This is a genomic window from Acinetobacter sp. YH12039 (assembly GCF_013420015.1).
In the GTDB taxonomy this organism is placed as follows: domain Bacteria; phylum Pseudomonadota; class Gammaproteobacteria; order Pseudomonadales; family Moraxellaceae; genus Acinetobacter; species Acinetobacter amyesii.
Genome location: NZ_VOZA01000004.1, coordinates 1 through 20,161, shown reverse-complemented (window position 1 = coordinate 20,161; position 20,161 = coordinate 1). Strand labels below are relative to the sequence as shown.

The 20,161-nt window shown below is 40.1% G+C and carries 18 protein-coding genes and 1 pseudogene; 11 read left to right on the top strand and 8 right to left on the bottom strand.

Translation table 11 applies throughout. From position 1 onward, the window contains the following. The first annotated feature begins 66 nt into the window (after positions 1 to 66). The 9 genes and pseudogenes from dacC (at position 67) to purB (ending at position 8,138) form a co-directional block, all read left to right on the top strand. Entirely contained in the window at positions 67 to 1,215 is a 1,149-nt protein-coding gene (dacC, locus tag FTT98_RS02970) for a D-alanyl-D-alanine carboxypeptidase PBP5/6 (RefSeq protein WP_078191838.1), read from the top strand. A gap of 103 nt (positions 1,216 to 1,318) precedes the next feature. Next, positions 1,319 to 1,849 carry a gamma carbonic anhydrase family protein gene (locus FTT98_RS02965; protein WP_180176963.1) on the top strand — a complete coding sequence of 177 codons (531 nt, stop codon included), beginning with the start codon at positions 1,319 to 1,321 and terminating at the stop codon, positions 1,847 to 1,849. 194 nt (positions 1,850 to 2,043) lie between these two features. Beyond that, a complete protein-coding gene (locus tag FTT98_RS02960; RefSeq protein WP_180176956.1) occupies positions 2,044 to 2,223 on the top strand; it encodes a hypothetical protein in 180 nt (59 codons plus the stop codon). A gap of 66 nt (positions 2,224 to 2,289) precedes the next feature. After that, positions 2,290 to 3,380, top strand: a pseudogene (locus tag FTT98_RS02955) (IS3 family transposase). A 76-nt stretch (positions 3,381 to 3,456) separates the two neighbouring features. Next, entirely contained in the window at positions 3,457 to 4,089 is a 633-nt protein-coding gene (locus FTT98_RS02950; protein WP_168379209.1) for a hypothetical protein, read from the top strand. Positions 4,090 to 4,322: 233 nt separating this feature from the next. After that, on the top strand, positions 4,323 to 4,808 hold the full coding sequence (locus FTT98_RS02945) for an NUDIX hydrolase (RefSeq protein WP_078190179.1): 486 nt from the start codon (positions 4,323 to 4,325) through the stop codon (positions 4,806 to 4,808). A gap of 4 nt (positions 4,809 to 4,812) precedes the next feature. Continuing rightward, positions 4,813 to 5,949: a tRNA 2-thiouridine(34) synthase MnmA gene (gene mnmA / locus FTT98_RS02940; RefSeq protein ID WP_180114904.1), complete on the top strand. Its 1,137-nt coding sequence runs from the start codon at positions 4,813 to 4,815 to the stop codon at positions 5,947 to 5,949. A gap of 12 nt (positions 5,950 to 5,961) precedes the next feature. Then, positions 5,962 to 6,693: a high frequency lysogenization protein HflD gene (gene hflD, locus FTT98_RS02935; protein WP_218954592.1), complete on the top strand. Its 732-nt coding sequence runs from the start codon at positions 5,962 to 5,964 to the stop codon at positions 6,691 to 6,693. A gap of 56 nt (positions 6,694 to 6,749) precedes the next feature. Continuing rightward, positions 6,750 to 8,138, top strand: coding sequence for an adenylosuccinate lyase (gene purB, locus FTT98_RS02930; RefSeq protein WP_180116773.1), 1,389 nt, complete (start codon positions 6,750 to 6,752; stop codon positions 8,136 to 8,138). 134 nt (positions 8,139 to 8,272) lie between these two features. Here purB and FTT98_RS02925 read toward each other — a convergent pair whose 3' ends face one another. Continuing rightward, positions 8,273 to 8,512, bottom strand: a complete 240-nt coding sequence (locus FTT98_RS02925; protein WP_180060146.1) for a hypothetical protein — start codon at positions 8,510 to 8,512, stop codon at positions 8,273 to 8,275. A gap of 212 nt (positions 8,513 to 8,724) precedes the next feature. Here FTT98_RS02925 and FTT98_RS02920 point away from each other — a divergent pair, with 212 nt between their 5' ends. Next, positions 8,725 to 9,354 (top strand): DUF2238 domain-containing protein, encoded by a 630-nt coding sequence (locus tag FTT98_RS02920; protein WP_180176961.1) that lies wholly within the window; start codon positions 8,725 to 8,727, stop codon positions 9,352 to 9,354. A gap of 62 nt (positions 9,355 to 9,416) precedes the next feature. Here FTT98_RS02920 and FTT98_RS18325 read toward each other — a convergent pair whose 3' ends face one another. The 7 genes from FTT98_RS18325 to FTT98_RS02885 all read right to left on the bottom strand — a co-directional run bounded on the left by FTT98_RS18325 (position 9,417) and on the right by FTT98_RS02885 (position 18,524). After that, entirely contained in the window at positions 9,417 to 11,534 is a 2,118-nt protein-coding gene (locus FTT98_RS18325; RefSeq protein ID WP_373685119.1) for an Ig-like domain-containing protein, read from the bottom strand. Positions 11,535 to 11,956: 422 nt separating this feature from the next. Beyond that, positions 11,957 to 12,442, bottom strand: a complete 486-nt coding sequence (locus FTT98_RS02910) for a hypothetical protein (protein WP_180176959.1) — start codon at positions 12,440 to 12,442, stop codon at positions 11,957 to 11,959. A gap of 96 nt (positions 12,443 to 12,538) precedes the next feature. Then, positions 12,539 to 13,501: a protease SohB gene (gene sohB, locus FTT98_RS02905; protein WP_180176958.1), complete on the bottom strand. Its 963-nt coding sequence runs from the start codon at positions 13,499 to 13,501 to the stop codon at positions 12,539 to 12,541. 190 nt (positions 13,502 to 13,691) lie between these two features. Then, on the bottom strand, positions 13,692 to 14,615 hold the full coding sequence (gene pstB / locus FTT98_RS02900; protein WP_168379202.1) for a phosphate ABC transporter ATP-binding protein PstB: 924 nt from the start codon (positions 14,613 to 14,615) through the stop codon (positions 13,692 to 13,694). A gap of 13 nt (positions 14,616 to 14,628) precedes the next feature. Then, positions 14,629 to 16,020: a phosphate ABC transporter permease PstA gene (gene pstA / locus FTT98_RS02895; protein WP_180176957.1), complete on the bottom strand. Its 1,392-nt coding sequence runs from the start codon at positions 16,018 to 16,020 to the stop codon at positions 14,629 to 14,631. Continuing rightward, positions 16,017 to 17,396, bottom strand: a complete 1,380-nt coding sequence (pstC, locus tag FTT98_RS02890) for a phosphate ABC transporter permease subunit PstC (RefSeq protein WP_168379200.1) — start codon at positions 17,394 to 17,396, stop codon at positions 16,017 to 16,019. The genes pstA and pstC overlap by 4 nt, the downstream gene beginning before the upstream one ends. 99 nt (positions 17,397 to 17,495) lie before the next feature. Beyond that, positions 17,496 to 18,524: a substrate-binding domain-containing protein gene (locus tag FTT98_RS02885; protein WP_180114573.1), complete on the bottom strand. Its 1,029-nt coding sequence runs from the start codon at positions 18,522 to 18,524 to the stop codon at positions 17,496 to 17,498. Positions 18,525 to 18,934: 410 nt separating this feature from the next. Between FTT98_RS02885 and FTT98_RS02880 the strand changes: the two genes are divergently transcribed. After that, positions 18,935 to 19,987: a Rieske 2Fe-2S domain-containing protein gene (locus FTT98_RS02880; RefSeq protein ID WP_180093493.1), complete on the top strand. Its 1,053-nt coding sequence runs from the start codon at positions 18,935 to 18,937 to the stop codon at positions 19,985 to 19,987. The last annotated feature ends 174 nt before the right edge of the window (positions 19,988 to 20,161 follow it).

Here is a 20,161-nt window from a genome sequence, read left to right as displayed (position 1 = left end):
CGCCTAGCTTTGTCCTAAAATGCTAGGCTCTTTGTGCTTATACCTAAGTTATTGGAACCCCCCAGAATGACCCGAAAAACCGCCCTTGCCGCATTACTACTTGCACCTAGTTTTTCATTCGCGGCAACTGTCCTTTCTGCACCACCTGAATTAAATAATAAATCTTATGTGCTGATGGACTATGAAACAGGGCAAATCCTTGCTTCTAAAAATGAAAACGAAAAATTAGCTCCGGCTTCAATGACAAAAATGATGACCAGTTACATCATTGAGCAAAAGTTATTAAGCGGTGAACTAACTGAAAATGAAAAAGTACGTATGAATGAGTCGGCTTGGTGTCGCGGCAGCAGCACTGAGTCATGTATGTACGTTCCGCTCAACGGTACTGCAACTGCATTAGAAATGTTACGTGGCATTATCATTCAGTCGGGTAACGATGCTTCTAAAGCTATGGCAGAACATATTGCTGGCAATGAAGGCACCTTTGCCCACATGATGAACCAAGAAGCGAAACGTATTGGCATGGTGAATACTCAATTCATCAATGCGACAGGTATGCCAGCTGAAGGTCATTTCTCGACTGCCAAAGATATGGCGACTCTTGCGCAACATATCATTCATGACAGTTCAAAATACTATCCGATCTACTCTGAAAAAGAATTTACGTTCAATGGCATTAAGCAAGGCAACCGTAATGCCCTGCTTTATACTGACCCAAGTGTAGATGGTTTAAAAACTGGCCATACTGAAGAAGCGGGCTACTGCTTAACGACTTCAGCTAAACGTGGTCCTTTACGTTTAATTTCAGTGATCTTTGGTGCGCCAAGCATGAACGAGCGTGCATCTCAAACACGTGAAATTTTAGCTTGGGGTTATGCAAACTTTGAAACTGTAAAAGTTCAACCTGCTAAACAAGTGCTTGCAAAAGCAAAAGTTTGGTACGGTAAAGACAATGAAGTTCAAGTAGGTCTAGCTGAAAACTTTAACGTGACGATGCCTAAAGGCGAAGCGAACGCCATTAAAACTCAATTGGTTGTTCAACCAAAATTAACTGCTCCTTTAAAACAAGGTCAAGTGGTCGGTAAATACGTTGCAACTCTTAATGGCAAAGTCATTGCTGAAAAACCACTTGTAGCTCTACAAAATGTTGAAGAAGCTGGTTTCTTTGCAAAAATGATTGATCACATCAAACAATTCTTTAGCAACTTATTCTAAGTTTGATGAAAACTCGATATTAAGACTAAAGTGAAAGCATCTAGATTTCGGTCTAGGTGCTTTTTTATTTTATACTGCCTAAAAACCTGTAGATGACTTTCCTATGAGCCAAAACATTCGCCCTTATTTAGACACTGTTCCACGTATTGCTGACTCTTGCTATATCGATGAAATGTCAGTCGTGATTGGCGATGTTGTATTGGCTGAAAATGTTTCGGTTTGGCCATTTGCTGTGATTCGTGGTGATGTAAACCATATTCGTATTGGTAAAAACTCTAATGTGCAAGATCACTCAATGTTGCATGTGAGTCATAAAAAAGCCGATAAACCTGAAGGTTCTCCACTGATTATTGGTGAAGATGTGACGATTGGTCATCATGTGAAATTACACGGTTGTACCATTGGTAATCGTGTTTTAGTCGGTATAGGTACGATTATTTTAGATGATGTTGTCGTTGAAGATGATGTGATGATAGGCGCTGGTTCACTTGTTCCACCCAATAAAGTTTTAGAAAGTGATTATTTATATGTCGGTAGTCCCGTTAAGAAAGTTCGACCACTGACGGATAAAGAAAAAGCGTTCTTGCCCTATTCAGCACAAAATTATGTGAAGGTGTCGGGGAATTATAAATAAAATAGATTTTATTTAGGTTAATTTTATATTAAAGCATTATTTCAATGCTAAAAATTTATTTATTGTTTTGCACCTAAAATGCATATATTAGAATAAATATAAAATTAGATAGTATTTCCCTAGTTACATTTTCAAATTTTATTAGTCATCTTATTTTATTAAGCTCGAATATAATTACAATATTTGGACATAGTATGACTAGCCCTACTTTTTTGCATCAACTGCCAAAAGAGCAGCTACAAAAGCTTTCAAAAGAAGATATAAAAAAAATTCATGAGGCAGAACAACTATATTGGAATCATAAGCCTCACACAAAATATTATGTAGCATTTAACGGTGCAAAAACTAAAAATGGTGGACTTGTTCGGGGGTAATCCCCCCTAAAAATAAAAGGATCTAAAAGTAGAATTTTCTCTTAAGATACGAGCAGGAGATTCTGCATGAAAACATCTAAATTTACTGACAGCCAGATCATATCCATTTTAAAACAGGCGGAGTCTGGCACACCTGTAGCTACCCTTTGCCGTGAACACGGCATGAGTAATGCTACCTTTTATAAATGGCGTGCCAAATATGGTGGTATGGATACATCATTAATGGCTCGACTGAAAGAGCTAGAAGCCGAAAATACCAGACTTAAAAAGATGTATGCGGAAGAGCGATTAAAGGCCGAAATCATCCAGGAAGCGATGGCAATGAGCAGCACTGCTGCGCAAGGGTAAAGCCATCTTGCCGGCGTAAGATGGCACAACAGGCAGTTGCCCAGCATGCCATTAGTATTCGTTTGGCTTGTAAAGCATTTGGCATTAGTGAAACCTGCTACCGCTATCAAGCCAAACTCAGCGATGACAATGCACTCATTGCTGAACAGCTCATTGAACTCACTGAGGAAAATTCCGATTGGGGCTTTGGTTTGTGCTTCTCGTATTTACGGCATGTTGAGAGTTGCTGCTGGAATCACAAGCGGGTTTACCGCATTTACTGTGAGTTGGCACTGAATCTGCGTATTAAACCGAGAAGAAGACTAAAACGGCATGCGCCTGAACCATTGAAAGAACCAATCCGAGAAAATCAGGTTTGGTCATTAGATTTTATGCATGATCAGCTTTCCGATGGTCGCAAGTTTCGATTATTGAATGTGATTGATGATTACCGCCGCGAAGGCCTAGCCATTGAAGCAGGGTTCTCATTGCCCACAATCAGGGTTATTCGTACGTTGAATCAATTGCTGGAGTGGAGAGAAAAACCGTTAGTGATCCGATGCGATAATGGTCCCGAATTTATCAGTCACGAATTTGTGCGCTGGGCTACTGAGCACGGTATTCGTATTGAATATATTCAACCGGGTAAGCCACAGCAGAATGCGTATATTGAACGCTATAATCGGACCATACGTTATAGTTGGCTGAGCAAGCATTTATTTGATACTTTGGATGAAGTACAAGATTATGCAACAAACTGGTTGTGGCATTACAACCATGAAAGACCACATCAAGCTAACAAAGGAAAGCCACCTCTAATGGCTGCTTAACCTCTACTTTTAACTTCGGTTATTTATGGGAGGATTACCATACATTCACATTAACTTCGGCTGCTAGACGTATTTCATGAAAAAATATCTAATTTTAACTATTCTTTTTAGTACAGTTTTCACTATAACTGGATGCTCTAATGCACAAGAGATTCCAAAGAAAAATGAAGTTGTAGAAGAACAAAAAATATCCCTATCAGATGATATTATCATCCAAAAATACAGAATATTAATGAATGATATAGACATTCATAACCCTAAATCTAAAGAAAAATTAAAAAATATTTTATTAGATGTAAAAAAAATCCAAGCTCAAAATGAGCGAGAAAAAATAGAAATGAATATTTATCTCTCTTTAGAAATGTATCAAGAGGCTTATGAATTAAATAAGAAACAACTCAATGAGAGACCAACTCAAGCTAAATTATTTAAGCACTGTGAACTAATGCAAATTTTGAAATATCCGCAAAATGACCTGCGATCTTGTCAGAGTAAAGTAGCAGAAGGTATAAGGAATGAATTAAAGACTATCCCCAAAGATGATCCAGCCTATCCGTATGCTAAATGGGGATATTTATTAGCTATGTATAAATCAGGACATGGTGAGTATAAAGAACAAATGGAAAAATTCATTAACTCGACAACAGATGAAACAATGAAGTTCCAATTTCAGGGTTCTTATGAAATGGCAATTGAAAGTAACAATTGAAATAGTGCATGTATTAATTATTTTTTAATATTAATCATATCCATATTACAAAAAAAGCCTATATCAACTGTACAGGGCTTTTTATGATTCATTGTTTCCAACCCCATTTATGAAACAGTGTTCCATAAATTTCTACGCTAAAAATCATCTCTCTCCAAAGAATTCCCCTCCCATCATAGCCACACACCCCAAAATTTTATACAATAGTGCATCCTTATCCATGGTGCTGCTTTATGACCGCTTGGACTGCTCACGTCACTGTCGCAACCGTCGTTGAAAAAGACGGAAAATTCCTATTTGTTGAAGAACATACAGAAGGTGTGACCCATACTGTATTTAATCAACCTGCAGGTCATGTCGAAGCTGGCGAAACCATTATTGAAGCAGCCATTCGAGAAACCATGGAAGAAACAGGTCACGATGTAGAAATCACGAACCTCCTAGGCATGTATACTTATACTCCTCCGATGTTCCCTGATCGTACTTATTTCCGTTTCTGTTTCTTAGCTAAAGACATTCAGCACCATGCCGATGCACAGTTAGACACAGGCATTGTCGGTGCAGTATGGATGACGCTTGATGAACTCATTGAGTCTGCCCGTGCGCGTAGTCCATTAGTCATCAAAGCTGTACAAGATGCTCTTTCAGGTCAAAAATTTCCTTTATCGCTCATTTACGAGCACCAAAATTCTCCCTTAATTTCAAATTTGGATGCTTAATCCTATGCAACAACGTGTCATCGTCGGTATGTCTGGTGGTGTAGATTCTTCTGTATCTGCAGCACTTTTACTTCAACAAGGTTATCAAGTTGAAGGTCTTTTCATGAAAAACTGGGAAGAAGATGACGGCACGGAATACTGTACGGCAATGGAAGATCTTGCCGATGCTCAAGCCGTTTGTGACAAAATTGGTATCAAACTGCATACCGCGAACTTTGCGATGGAATATTGGGACCGTGTCTTTGAGCATTTCTTAGAAGAATATGCCGCAGGTCGTACACCAAACCCAGATATTCTCTGCAATAAAGAAATTAAATTCCGTGCATTTCTAGACCATGCTGTGAACTTAGGTGCTGACTTTATTGCGACAGGCCACTATTGCCGCCGTGGTGAAACGCTAAAAAATTCACGTGGTGAAGAGTATGCTCCTCTACTACGTGGCCTAGACAACAACAAAGACCAAACCTATTTCCTACATGCAGTGCATGGTCGTGAAATTAACAAAACTTTGTTCCCTGTGGGTGAAATTGAAAAACCACAAGTACGCAAAATCGCTGAAGAATTAGGTCTAATCACCGCGAAGAAAAAAGATTCAACAGGAATCTGCTTTATTGGTGAACGTCGATTTAATGACTTCTTAAAGCAATATTTACCTGCTCAACCCGGAAAAATCGTCCTTGACACAGGTAAAGAGGTTGGTGAACATCACGGCTTAATGTACTATACGCTCGGCCAACGTGGTGGCATCGGTCTTGGTGGTCTAAAAGGTGCTGAAGAAGGCGCTTGGTTTGTACTGCATAAAGATATCGAAGGTAATCGCCTAGTCATTGGTCAAGGTCATGAACATCCACTCATGCAAAGCACCATTTTATGGTCTGAAGCGATTGATTGGGTGGCTGGTGAACAAGAGATTCCTGAATCAGGCTTCCGCTGCACAGCGAAAACTCGTTATCGTCAGCCTGACCAAGACTGTACAATATTTAAAGACCCTACAGCGCCAAATGGTGTGCGTGTCGAATTCGATGAGCCACAACGTGCTGTTACACCGGGTCAAAGTGTGGTGTTCTACACCGGTGAAGTTTGTTTAGGGGGTGGTGTGATTCATCATACCAATGCGCCTAAACCGGATTTTATTGAATAAGGATTGTTTCGGATGACAGAGTTACCGTTTCAACAGCCTCAGACTCTGAATACTCGCCAAAATCGTGCATTGGCGTTAGCTGCTGTTTTTCAAGCGACACAGCTGACCCACATGACTGCATTGACTGGGCAACAGAGTATCGGGGAAAGCGGTAACTTTTATTTTGAACATCTCATTAAAGCCAGTTTAAATATCCGTCCTAAGTCGAATCAGTCTAGTCAGACACTTGATTTTTTTAGTGGCTTGGCGGATATTTCGCTGGGATTAAAAACCTTAGAAAGTAGCATTACTCAGCCCTTCAATACTTCTCCCAAATCTAGACTGCCTAAACTTGCCAATACCAAGCTACCCATGACGTATGCGATGGCATTATTGCAGTTAGAAAAGAAAGTCTATAGCAATCCTAAATTTGTAGAAATCATTGAACAATCCCAACAAAAAATTCTGAGACAGCTTTCCTTTTTCGATAATAATTATTTACATCCAAGTATCATTGCCAATTTAGCGCAAACCTATATTGAAACTGCTGGCCAAATTAATCCACGTATTATGGTTCGTGGCAATGCCGAAGCATTTAAAGATACAGCACATACCAACCGCATTCGCGCGACATTATTCACAGGCTTACAAATGGCTCACTTGTGGCGTCAGCTCGGCGGTAGCTCGTGGGGTATGATTTTCAGCAAGCGTAAGCTGCTCCAAGATATTCAAGATCTTGCCCGTTTACAGTATCAGGTGGTTTAACTGATGCAGTACGGGCTTTTTGTTTTACGTTTAATTCCAAAATTTAAGGAATCGCTATGAACGCTTTAACCGCACTTTCTCCATTAGATGGACGTTACGCAAGCAAATGTGATGCTCTACGTCCCTTCCTCTCTGAGTTTGGTTTAATCCATGCTCGTGTGACTGTTGAAGTGCGTTGGTTACAAGCGCTTGCAAACCGTCCTGAAATCACTGAAGTTCCAGCGTTCAGTGCTGAAACCAACGCTGCGCTTGATGCAATTGTTGCGAACTTCTCTGAAGATAATGCTAACCGCATTAAAGAAATTGAACGTACAACTAACCATGACGTAAAAGCAGTTGAGTACTTCTTAAAAGAGCAAATCGCACATATCGATGAGCTTAAAAATGCAGGCGAATTCATTCACTTTGCATGTACCTCTGAAGACATCAACAACTTGTCTCATGCTTTAATGCTTAAAAATGGCCGTGAAGTTTTAGTTGCTGCGATGCAACAAATCATCGATTCAATCGTTGCTTTGGCTGAAAAACATGCTGAACAACCAATGTTGTCTCGTACACACGGTCAAACTGCTAGCCCAACAACTTTGGGTAAAGAAATGGCGAACGTAGCTTACCGTTTAGCGCGTCAAATCAAGCAATTCAAACAAGTTGAACTTCTAGGTAAAATTAACGGTGCTGTAGGTAACTACAACGCGCACTACTCTGCTTACCCTGAAATTAACTGGCCTGCTCATTCTCAAGCTTTTGTAGAGTCTTTAGGTTTAACCTTCAACCCGTACACGACTCAGATTGAACCGCATGACTACATGGCGGAACTTTTTGATGCGCTACGTCGTTTCAACACAATCTTAATCGACTTTAACCGTGACGTTTGGGGATACATCTCACTTGGTTTCTTCAAACAACGTTTGAAAGAAGGCGAAGTTGGTTCTTCAACAATGCCACATAAAGTTAACCCAATTGACTTCGAAAACTCTGAAGGTAACTTGGGTATTGCGAATGCGGTATTGGCTCACCTTGGTGAAAAACTTCCTGTATCTCGTTGGCAGCGTGACTTAACTGACTCAACTGTGCTTCGTAACATGGGTGTTGGTTTTGCACAAAGCTTGATTGCATTTGAAGCTTGCTCTAAAGGTATTGGCAAACTTGAGTTGAATGCTCAACGTATTCTAGAAGACCTTGACCATGCTCAAGAAGTTCTTGCTGAACCAATTCAAACTGTAATGCGTCGTTATGCAGTTGAAAAACCTTACGAAAAACTTAAAGCCCTAACTCGTGGTCAAGCAATGACTCGCGAAATAATGGTTGATTTCGTAAATGGTAACGAGTTAGAAGCTGTTCCAGCTGCTGACCGTGCACGTCTTGCTGAAATGACACCTGCAACATATACAGGTAATGCATCAACTCAAGCAAAACAAATTGCTGAATTAATTTCAAAGATCTGATTTCTAAAATCTAATTTTAAATAGATCAAAAAAACGAGGCTTCATGCCTCGTTTTTTATTTCCACCTATATACTCCTACTCCCTTTGGGATGAAGAGCATGCTCCGCAAGGAGATAGAAAATTTAGACGTAATTTTATTCTGCAGGGCAATATTTCGCCCAATCATCTTTCATCCGTTGTAATTCACAGCCTGTTAAAACATCTGAGTAATAAACATAATATGTGGCATTGGGATACTGAATTTCATGGCGAAACATCATGCCGCGCAAAGATACAGAGAGCTCTTCTGGAAAATCATCTGTTAAATTAAGTTCTTCAAACTCATAGTTAAAATAACAATTTTGAGTCGCAATAAATGCCTCAACAACGGCCATAGTTACTTCCAAATACATAAACTTCGATATACATCTGAGTTTAATACAATCTTTTTGAAAATACTTATCCCTAGTTGCTAGCTGATGACATTTGAAAAAATAATGCACAAATTCTAACGCCGTCGAACTAACACCTTTCATCGCATTATGGCTATACTTGCCGCGAATTATAAACATTGCACACCGATAAAAAATTTGAGCTTTGCCTTTTCATGATTGATTTCAAATTAAAACTTAAGCACATCTTAGCTTTTGCGTTATTAACGCTTGCCATTGTGATCGCCAGTATCCAACCTTTAGAAATGGAAGCGTATATCCTCCATCAAATCGGCACAGCGTTTATGCTGATCGTGTTGCTCGTTTTCCTCTATAAAATAGGGCTAACTTTCACAACAGTTTGTCTGTATCTTGGCTTTTTACTGATTCATGTCATTGGTGCCCATTATTTATATTCTTATGTGCCTTATTCTGAATGGACACAAGCTCTCCTCGGTTTCAACCTTGACCAAAGCATGGGATGGACTCGGAATATGTATGATCGGCTTGTACATCTTGCCTATGGATTGCTGCTCTACCCGTTCTTTTATCGCATATTTCAAATCTGGCTACCGCAGTTAAAAGCCGGAACACTCTTTTTATTGGTTATACAATTCGTCATGGCGACCAGTTTATTTTATGAATGGATCGAATGGCTGATTGCCATTGGCTTATCACCAGAAGAAGCTGAAAATTACAATGGGCAACAAGGTGATATTTGGGATGCGCATAAAGATATGCTGCTGGCAACATTTGGTGCGATGATCACTGGCGGCCTTTTATATTTCAATCAGAAAAAATCCTAAATAAAAAAGCACTCATCAGAGTGCTTTTTTATCGCTTTATTCATGAATGGATGTATTAATTATTAATAGAGTGGTAGCGCATTTAAGGTTTGATCTAACGGATCTAAAGCGCCCCATGCTGTTTGAAGCTCTGTATTTGAAACTGCTGTGACACCCGATACCGGATTGATAGACGGATTTAAATAAGATGAATCATCTGATATTTCATCAAGAGCAATGTTTGGTTCTTGATTGCTCAATAAGCTGTTCAAATCAATTTGATCATTAGGAATGAATGCGTTAGTTTCGTCTAGGCTAAAGCTCGACATACTGTGCTGTGCAAGTACATCAAACACGCTATTATCATCAGTTAACACTGATGCTTGATCTTGTAATTCATCCGAAGCCTGTTCTTCTGAGATCAAGAATAAACTCGCTTTGGCAACTACCATCGCTTCAACGGTAAAATCAAATGCTGAGCTTTTGGCACTGGTATTTCCAGCCAGATCCGTTTGGGTAAAACTATAGCTATACTTACCTGCCGCTAAGTCAGATTCTGGTGTATACAACCATTTTCCACTGGTATCTGCTTTGACCGTTGCCACTGCGACGCCATTTTTATAAATGGTAATCGTGGCATTGGCCTCACCTTTGCCTTCAAAACTTGGGGTGGAATCTTGCGTGCTCTCCCCCTGTTTAATGGTGAGCTTTGTAGTCTCGCGATCATCATACACAGTCGTCAATGTCGGCGCGGAAGGAGCAATCGTGTCCTTTGTTCCAATGACTTGCGTGCTCTTTGATATATTCCCTGATGTATCTGTCGCAGTCACTTGAACAATATTATTATCTGTTATTGCGCTGCTTAATTTTACTGTATAGCGACCATCGTCACCAACAGTTGCGGTACCAAGTGTATTTCCCGCACTGTTTTTAATCGTAATTTTGGCACCAATTTCAGCGCTTCCGGACACTTCTGTACCATCTGTATTGATTGTTGCTGTTGGTGCCACTGGTGCCGTATTATCCGTTCCGGCAGTGACATTTAACGATATCGATTGATTGCCTGCCGCATCAACCACAATAATGGTTGTCTTATTACTATCCGACAGTGCTGGGGACAATGTTAGTTTAAATTGACCATTGGCATCTACCGTAGTGGTGGCGATGACTTGTGAATTTGCATCTAAAATTTTAATAGTACTGTTGGCTTCGGCAGTACCAACCAGCTCAGTTCCGGCTTTATTCACTTCAATCTTAGGTTGATCAGGTCGAAGCGTATCTTTGCCCATCTCAACCGACTGCGCTTCAGATTTGTTGCCAGCTTTATCTTCTACAATGACTTTAGCCGTCTCACCTGCTTGTAAAGTATCACTTAATGCAATGGAGAAATTGCCATCACTTGCCGCAGTCACAGGCCCACCTAAAAGCGTTGTGCCATCTGCAGCATAAACATATACTTTTGCACCCGCTTCGGCAAAACCAGAGACAAATTTACCGCTTTCATCCACTTGTGCATTTGCAGCGTCTGGGGCGATCGTATCTTTACTACCCGTTAAAATCATTGATTGAGAACTATTTCCAGCCTTGTCTTTAGCGTACAAAATCACGCGATTGCCGTCTGTAATCGCGTCATCTAAAGTAATTTTATAGTTGCCATCGGCATCTGCTTTAGATTGACCAATCGTATTGCCTTTCGCATCTACGATATAAACCGTTGCACCCGCTTCCGCCTTACCGGACACGACTTTTCCGTCACTATCAAAACTTCCAGTTGGCGTACTTGGCGCTGTTTTGTCATTGCTAGAGGATTGATCATCTTCTTTGTCAAAAGCCAGCAGATATACCGCTTCTGCACCTAAGATCGCCAATCCCGCCTTAAGTAGAGATGGTGAACCATCATCTTCACTTGCAATTTCAGTAGCTTGAATGGGTGTTGTTGCCTGATTCAATTGAGTGGATGTAGATAAAGGTTGCGCAAATTCATTCACAGAACGATAGCTCACCGTTTTGCCATCGACATCCATTTCAACCAGTTCAAATTGCTCTGGCCCACTATGTAAAACCAAAGAGTTATCAGAGCCAAAGTCATCTGTATAAAAATGATCAATCACGATTTTTTGACCGTTTTTCAGGGTAATCACACATTGATTCCCTACTCGATGGATCGATTGAATATCGATTGGCTTGAGTTCTAACTGAATAATTTAAGGTTGAGATATTTGTATTTTGTTGGCCTGAGTTTCTTTTAAAATCGTTTGATCTCTCTTCGATATCACGACAATTTTTGTCATTTCGCCCTCAGTGTTATTATGTAATAAACATCTAATAAATAATTAGTTAAGTACCTTATCAAATTGGTGCTGAACAGACAAACCCTAATATATAATTATTTATTGAGTAATTTTGGCATAGAAAAAGCCAATGTAATATATGAGTTGATTCGTATTACTAAGTATTGGGTAATCTTCTAGACTCATAAAAATATAAGGTTTAAAAAGACAACACATGCTAAAAGATAAGCTTCTAACTACCTAAAATGCTATTTTTACTAGGAGCACTCTTCCAGTCCCAGAATAATTACTCACACATTATAATTAAACAAAAAAGAACCGTATTATTTATTTCATTCATGAGAATTATCATGTTTCGAACACTGACTAAAATGGCTATTTCTTGAATGATAAAAATTAATATTCCATTCTTCATCCAATTGTCTAATGATATCCCCCTCTTCATTATCTACATTTTTAATTAATATCTTCGGGGGAATAATCTCTAACTGGCGACGATTTTGACAATAAATATATGACTGGGCCATTTTTTTCAGAAAAACCCATTCGTTTTTCTTCAAAATTTCATCATGATAAATTAAAAAATCAGCGATACTGAAATCTTTATAATGGATACTATAAAGTACATCATGCGAGGAGTAAGAACTATAACTTCCTTCCAATATAAGAATATTGCCAAAAATTTCTTGGGCCTTTTGCTTCAATTCTAAATTTATTGGGTGTTGGCTATCCGTTATTTTAATTTCCTCAGACTGCTGATTATTAGAAATATAGTTAAAAACTAAAAAAGAAGTAAGGATAAAAAATAATAATATCAAACGAAAATTAAATACAGATTTCAGTTTTAAAGCCCTTTATTTGAGAAACCCAACCATTAAAAGCCAATCTTTGGATTGGCTTTTAAACTTAAAGAATTAAAGCTTTGGATCACGCAACTGCACAAGACTCGAATTGGCTTTGCTCAATGATTCCATCACTTTTGACATGACAGCAGGAACCAATGAATCCGCAATTTGTGCTGCTTGTAAGCCTAACTTCTCACCCAGTGTTGGTTTTTTGCGGGTTTCAATCATATATACATCATGTTGTGGCATAAGACTTAATAGATATTCATCTGACGTTTGGAGTTTATCGACCAAATTGAGATCCATTGCATCTTGACCATACCAATGCTCACCTGTGGCAACTTTATCGACATTGAGCTGAGGACGGTATTTTTCAACAAAGTGTTTAAACAAGTTATGGGTTTGCTGTAACTCTTCTTCAAATTTGGCTTTACCTTCAGCAGTATTTTCACCAAACATAGTTACGGTACGTTTGAACTGACCCGCGGTATACAGTTCAAAATCGATATGTTTTTCTTTCAATAAACGGTTAAAGTTCGGCACTTGTGCAACTACACCAATCGAACCCACCACGGCAAATGGTGCTGAAACGATCTCATTTGCAATGCAGGCCATCATATAGCCACCGCTTGCAGCAACTTTATCCACGCAAATGGTTAAGTTAAATCCAGCATCACGTAAACGTACCAATTGTGCAGCGGCCAGACCATAGCCATGCACCATCCCGCCTGGACTTTCTAAACGTAAAACCACGCGGTCACGTCCTGCTTTTGCTGTCGCTAAGATCAGGGTAATTTCTTCACGTAGACTCGTTACCGCAGATGCAGCGGTATCACCATTAAAATCGATTACATAAATTTTTTGGTTATTCTTTTTACGTGCGCGCGCTTCTTTTGATAATTGTTGGCTTAGTTGCAGCAGCTCAAGTTTAGATGCAGTCGTTTGCGCAATTTTTTTTCGTTGTTCATTAATACGTGCATTTAAATGGCTTACACGAATTTCCGCAGGCAACTTGGGATTATGAAATAGCATAAAATTGAAACTCATTTAATTCATATTTATGTTGTATAACATGTGGGTTGCATCACAAAAATTCAATCTATTTTTTGAAAATAATTCTCATTGAGCCAAATTGAGCATTTTATTTTTATCAAGACTTTTTGACCTAATTATTGACTTCATAAAAAAAGAGCCTTTCGGCTCTATTTTTAAACAGACCAGATTAACCAAAACGACCGGTAATATAGGCTTCTGTAAGCTGATGATCCGGTTGGGTAAAGACTTTTTCAGTGGAATTCACTTCAATTAAATCACCCAAATGGAAATATGCGGTACGGTCAGAAACACGCGCTGCTTGTTGCATCGAGTGTGTCACAATCGCAATGGTATATTGCGCTGAAAGTTCAGTGATGAGTTCTTCTACTTTTGCTGTTGCAATCGGATCGAGTGCTGAACAAGGTTCATCCATCAAAATCACTTCAGGACTAACTGCAATGGTTCGCGCAATACAAAGACGTTGCTGCTGACCACCTGAAAGCCCCGTACCCGGTTGGTTCAAACGATCTTTCACTTCATCCCAAAGCCCTGCTTTACGCAGACTATTTTCAACAATTTCTTCCATGTCGTATTTGTCACGCGCCAATCCATGCAGTTTAGGACCATAAGCCACATTGTCAAAAATTGACTTAGGGAATGGATTTGGCTTTTGGAAAACCATACCCACTTGGGCACGAAGTAACACCACATCGAGATTTGGATCATAGATATCTTGATTATCCATGAGCACTTGCCCTGTCACACGACAAGAATCAATCGTGTCATTCATACGGTTGAGCGTACGTAGAAACGTTGACTTACCACAACCAGACGGTCCAATAAAGGCAATCACTTCATTTTCATAAATGTTCAGATCAATGCCTTTGATCGCTTCAGATTCACCATAGTACACATGCACATCATTGGTACTGATTTTCACATTGGTCGATTTCGCATCTTTTTTCGCGCTAGATTGCGTATCGAATTGTGACACAAACGCAGTATTGGTTTGTTTTTGGCTGCCCTGTGCAGAGGTAAATTGTGTTTGTTCTGGATTCACGGACTTATCCTGATCTAAGGAATTCTTTTCAGTTGTAACGACGCTATTCATATAATGCCCTCAATTACCAGCGTACTTCAAATTTCTTACGCAACCAGATGGCTAAACTGTTTAAGCCGATCATGAGAGCAAGAAGTACAATGATTGCTGCTGCGGTACGCCCTTCAAAGAAGTTACGTAGTTCGTTACCTTGCCAAAGGAAAATTTGTACAGGTAATGCAGTGGATTGATCTAAAGGAGTGGTTGGTACACTTGCCACAAAGGCACTCATACCAATCAATAATAATGGAGCAGTTTCACCTAGGGCTTGTGCAACACCAATAATGGCACCGGTTAAAATACCCGGTAATGCCAGTGGCAAGACATGGTGAAATACAGTTTGTAAACGTGATGCACCCAAACCTAAAGCTGCTTGACGAATCGATGGCGGGACAGCTTTTAGTGATGCACGTGTGGTAATAATGACCGTTGGTAGTGTCATCAAACTTAAGACCAAACCACCAACCACAGGTGCCGAAAGCGGCATGTGCATCCAACCAATAAAGATCGCAGCACCAAGTAAACCAAAGACAATCGAAGGAACCGCTGCTAGGTTGTTAATGTTGACTTCGACAACATCCGTAATCCAGTTTTTAGGTGCAAATTCTTCTAAGTAAATTGCGGATGCTACACCGATTGGAATCGAAATAATGATCACGATCAGCATCATGAAGAGTGAACCCATAAACGCCCCTGCTAAACCTGAAGTTGCAGGTGAGCTACGAGAGTCTGGATTTTTAAATATTTCAGTATTAAATGAGTTGGTGATAACACCGTCAGCCTTGAGTTTATCTGCGAGTTGGCGTACTTCTGGGCTCAATTGTTGCTGTTCATCAGGCAAGCTGCGGTCAATATTACCCGCTAACCAGACATCGACATTGGCATCTGCAAGGATTTTCAAATCTTGCTTTTGGCCAATCAATGATGGATCTGCCATAACCATGTCACGTAAGCGATATGCTTCTGAACTGGTATATAAACTGTTGAGATCATCACGTTGAGAGGCAATCGCTGGATCTTTTGCAATGATCCCATTCACAATCAGCGCATCCCAATCCACCATGCCCATTTCAGTTTGCCAAGCAATAAAACGCTCTTGGAACTGTGCAGGAGATTCACCTTCTTTTTGAACCGGTTTCGCACCTACATTGACGATACTTGGATCAAAAAACACAGGCACCGTCATCGAGCTTTGCCAGAATGCTGGTAAGCCTTTGGCTAAAATACTGCCAAACAATAGCACGACGAACAATAAGCCAGTCACTACTGCACTAAAACCCAAGACACGGAAGGTATTTTCTTTACGGTGTCTTTTCGCCAATGAGTTTTCAATGATTTTCTTACGTTTTTCACGAAGCTCAGCGGCTGCATGTGAATCAAATTTTTGATCCATGTTTGATGTATTCGTAGTACTCATTCGTATTGCTCACGGTATTTACGCACAATGTACAGTGCAACAATATTCAGCCCTAAGGTAATCACAAACAGTGTTAAACCGAGTGCAAAAGCAACTAATGCTTGAGGACTCGCAAAGTCTGTATCACCTGTTAATTGGTTTACGATGGTAATAGTGACGGTAGACACCGCTTCGAGTGGGTTGATATGCAGTAAAGGACTGTTCCCTGCTGCAAGCACCACAATCATGGTTTCACCAATTGCACGAGATGCTGCCAATAAGAATGCACCGATGATGCCCGGCAATGCTGCTGGAATCACCACTTGGCGAATGGTTTCTGATTTTGTAGCACCCAAACCAAGTGAACCATCACGAAGCGCGCGAGGCACTTGAGTAATGATGTCGTCAGATAATGATGAAACGAATGGGATAATCATAATCCCCATCACAAAGCCTGCTGTTAAAGCACTGGTTGCATTAATATCGAGTCCAATATACGCGCCGAGCTGTTTTGCAAAAGGTCCAATAATCATTAAGGCAAATACACCGTAAACAATCGTTGGAATACCTGCGAGAACTTCAATGGCCGGTTTTGCCCAAGCACGGAAACTTGGCTTGGCATATTCAGCTAAGTAAATGGCAATCATCAAACCAACAGGAACAGCAACCAATAGCGCAATACCACTGACCATGAGTGTGCCCCAAAGGAGTGGCAGCAAACCATAACTACCTTCGGCATTCCCTGATGTACTAAAACCGGGGTTCCATTCAGTGCCTAAGAAGAAATCGAGTGGACTGACAAAACTAAAGAAACGCATGGCTTCACTGAACATCGACATCACAATGCCAACTGTTGTCAGGATTGCGACACCCGAACACAGTGCCAATGCGATATTAATGACTTTTTCGACTTGGTTACGTGCACGATATTTTTCTGCGATGCGGCGTTTAGCCATGACTAAACCAATCAATGCCGCACAAATCACAATGGCCAATTTTGCATATGAGCCGATGTTTTCAATTTTCTTTAATTGTTCTGCTGCTGCAAGTTCATATGCAGCTGGCGTATCACTCACCCCAAAACCAGAAGCAATCGCTTGAACGCGGTCAACCATTACGCTCGTGCTTGCAGGATCTAAACTTAAACGAATATTTTCAGGGACATTATTTAAAATAACATGTTGAAAAATACTCGGTTCAACCAAGTTCCAAACAATCAAGATTAAAAAAGCGGGAATCCCACACCATAAAGCGACCAAAACACCATAGTAGCCCGGTCGTGAATGCAACATTGCTGAGTTATTGCCTTTACCTGCAAGTTTGCGACTTTTGGTCAGTCCAACTTGATAAGCGATTGCAATAATTGCGAGCAACACACCAATAAGTAGCAGATTCATGTAATCTCCACTGTTTTTTCAAAAGCCCTTCTTGAAAAAACTGTTTCTTTGCAAAAAGCCAATGGCAGGTCAATCCTGCCATTGGCTGTTTCAATCCAATTATTTAACTGCTTTACCCGCTTTAAAGTTTGCAAGAACTGCAGCGCGTTCTTTATCAGACATTGAAATTAAGCCTGCTTTTTCTAGCTTAGAACCTTTACCTGATACTTTTTTGCTAAGGAAGAATCCTGTGAACTCTTTTAAGCCTTTAATTGATTTTAAGTGCTCACCTTTTACGTAGAAGAACAATGGACGAGATACTGGGTATGAACCATTTAAAATCGTCTTCTCAGAAGGTGCAACGTTATTGACTGTTGCTACACGTAACTTGTCACGGTTTTGGTCATAGAAACCTAGACCGAATACACCTACAGCGTTAGGTGAAGTTTTTAAGCGTGCCAATGTCTCTGTATAGTCGCCTGCGATTTCAATCACACGACCATCTTTACGGAAAGTTGAACATGCTTTTTTCTGAGCATCTTTATCTAATTTTGCGAAAGCTTCATAAGTTTCACAGCCAGCATCGACCATTTTTTCTTGGAACACTTCACGTGTACCGTGGTTTGATGCAGGAATAACTAAAGTGATTGCTTCGTTTGGTAATGTTGGGTCGATTTGATTCCAACGTGTGTATGGGTTTGGAACCAATTTACCTTTTGATGGTAGTTCAGCAGCGAGTGCAGCAAATACGTGCTGTGGGCGAAGTTTGAATGCCGCTTTTTTCGCATTTGACGCAAATACGATACCGTCATATCCAACTTTAATTTCTAAGATTTGGTTAACGCCGGCTTTTTTACATGCAGCCAATTCAGTATCTTTAATTTTACGAGATGCGTTTGCAACGTCAATTGTGTTGTCGCCTACACCATTACAGAATTGTTTCAAACCACCTGAAGTACCGCCTGAACCTACGACAGGTGCTTTAAATTGTGGGAATGTATTACCAAACTCTTCTGCAACAATACTTGCATAAGGCAGTACAGTTGAAGAACCAGCAATTTGGATCGTGTCACGAGCTGCATTTGCAGTTGTAGCGACTGTTGCCCCAGTAGTGAGTACCATAGCAAGTGCGATATGATTTAAGCGCATTCTCATCTCTCTTAATTGATGCATTTATTGGAGTACGCCACTTTTGTTTTTAAAGTCTTGTACTTTTTCGATATCTGCATTTTGATTTTAGAGTATGACAGTTAGGTTACATCTTTATGACGCTTTTATGATAATTGATGATTGCACATTGATTTAAATATAATTCTTTATTTTTCAATATGTAATGAAATTTATCAAAGTATTGGTCTTATTTATTTCTACTTTGATATTCGTAAGAATTCATGTCCTTGTCATCTTTTGTCTTATTTTCTTTTTTCAATTTCCCCTCCTTTTCTGAATGTTGCACATTTGCATGTTCGATTTTTTATTCCTCCGTATTCCAATAATTGAAATTTCATTACATTTTTAGTTCGCTCAATATGCAAGTTTACATAAAAACAGAGCCTAAAATGACCAGCAAAGCCATTGCGACATTTAATCCGGACTTGCCTGTGCATATGACTTTTGAAGAACATGACTGGCACTTACTTGCAGAATATTGGTATCCGATTGCATTAGCACGTGAAATCAGCGAACAACCTTATGGCACCATGCTTTTAGATATGCCGCTCGTCATTTATAAAATGGGAGATGAACTGATTATCGCTAAAGATGCCTGCCCACACCGCGGCGTACCCCTAAGTTTAGGTAAAAATGATGGTCTAGGCGTTGTCTGCCGCTATCATGGTTTACGCTTTGGTGAACACGGTCATTGCAATCGCATCCCTGCACATCCTGAGCACAAAATTTCACCTCGCTTTAACTTACGTACTTATGCTGCTGTTGAGCGTTATGGACTGATATGGTGCTCACTTACTGCCGCTAAAGATACTGCGCCGAATATACCTGCAATGCCATATTGGGATGAAGCCGAGTTTCAGCAATTGGTGTGCCCAACGGTCGATTTTCAATGTTTTGCAGGCCGGCAGCTTGAAGGCTTTATTGATGTTGCGCATTTTGCATGGGTACATCCCGATACCTTTGGTGACCCTGAAAATGTAGAAGTACCTGACTATAAAACATTTGAGACTGAAACAGGGTTTAATGCGGATTATTGGAGCAGTGTTGGGCGCTACCCGATTGGTTTAGAACAACGTGGACAAGATGGCTTTCAATGGCTGCGGCATTTTGAAATTCATCTGCCTTTTACTGCAACACTCACCATACATTTTCCAAACGACAGCAAGCAAGTGATTATGAATGTGGCTTCACCGATGACTGCCCGCTCCACCCGTCTATTTGCTCCCATTTGCCGTAATTATGACAAGGACTTACCTGTCGAAGATGCTTACGACTTTAACCTGAAAATATTTGAGGAAGACCGATTAGTCTCTGAATCACAAAAGCCTGAATATTTGCCTTTGGATTTAAGCATCGAAGCGCATTTCCCGGCGGACCGCAGTTCTAGCATGTACCGCAAATTATTGCGTAAAAAAGGTTTTAGTCCATTATTTGCGGCATAACATCAATATCGTATTGCATTCACCTCACCCTAACCCTCTCCTACAAGGCATAGGTATCTACACAAATCCCAAGTTTTGGGTTAAATTGAAGAGCATGCTCTTCAATTTAATATCTCCCATCTTGATACACGTCTCGTCAGACGATACAACGCCCTCGTAAAGCTTAATATGAAT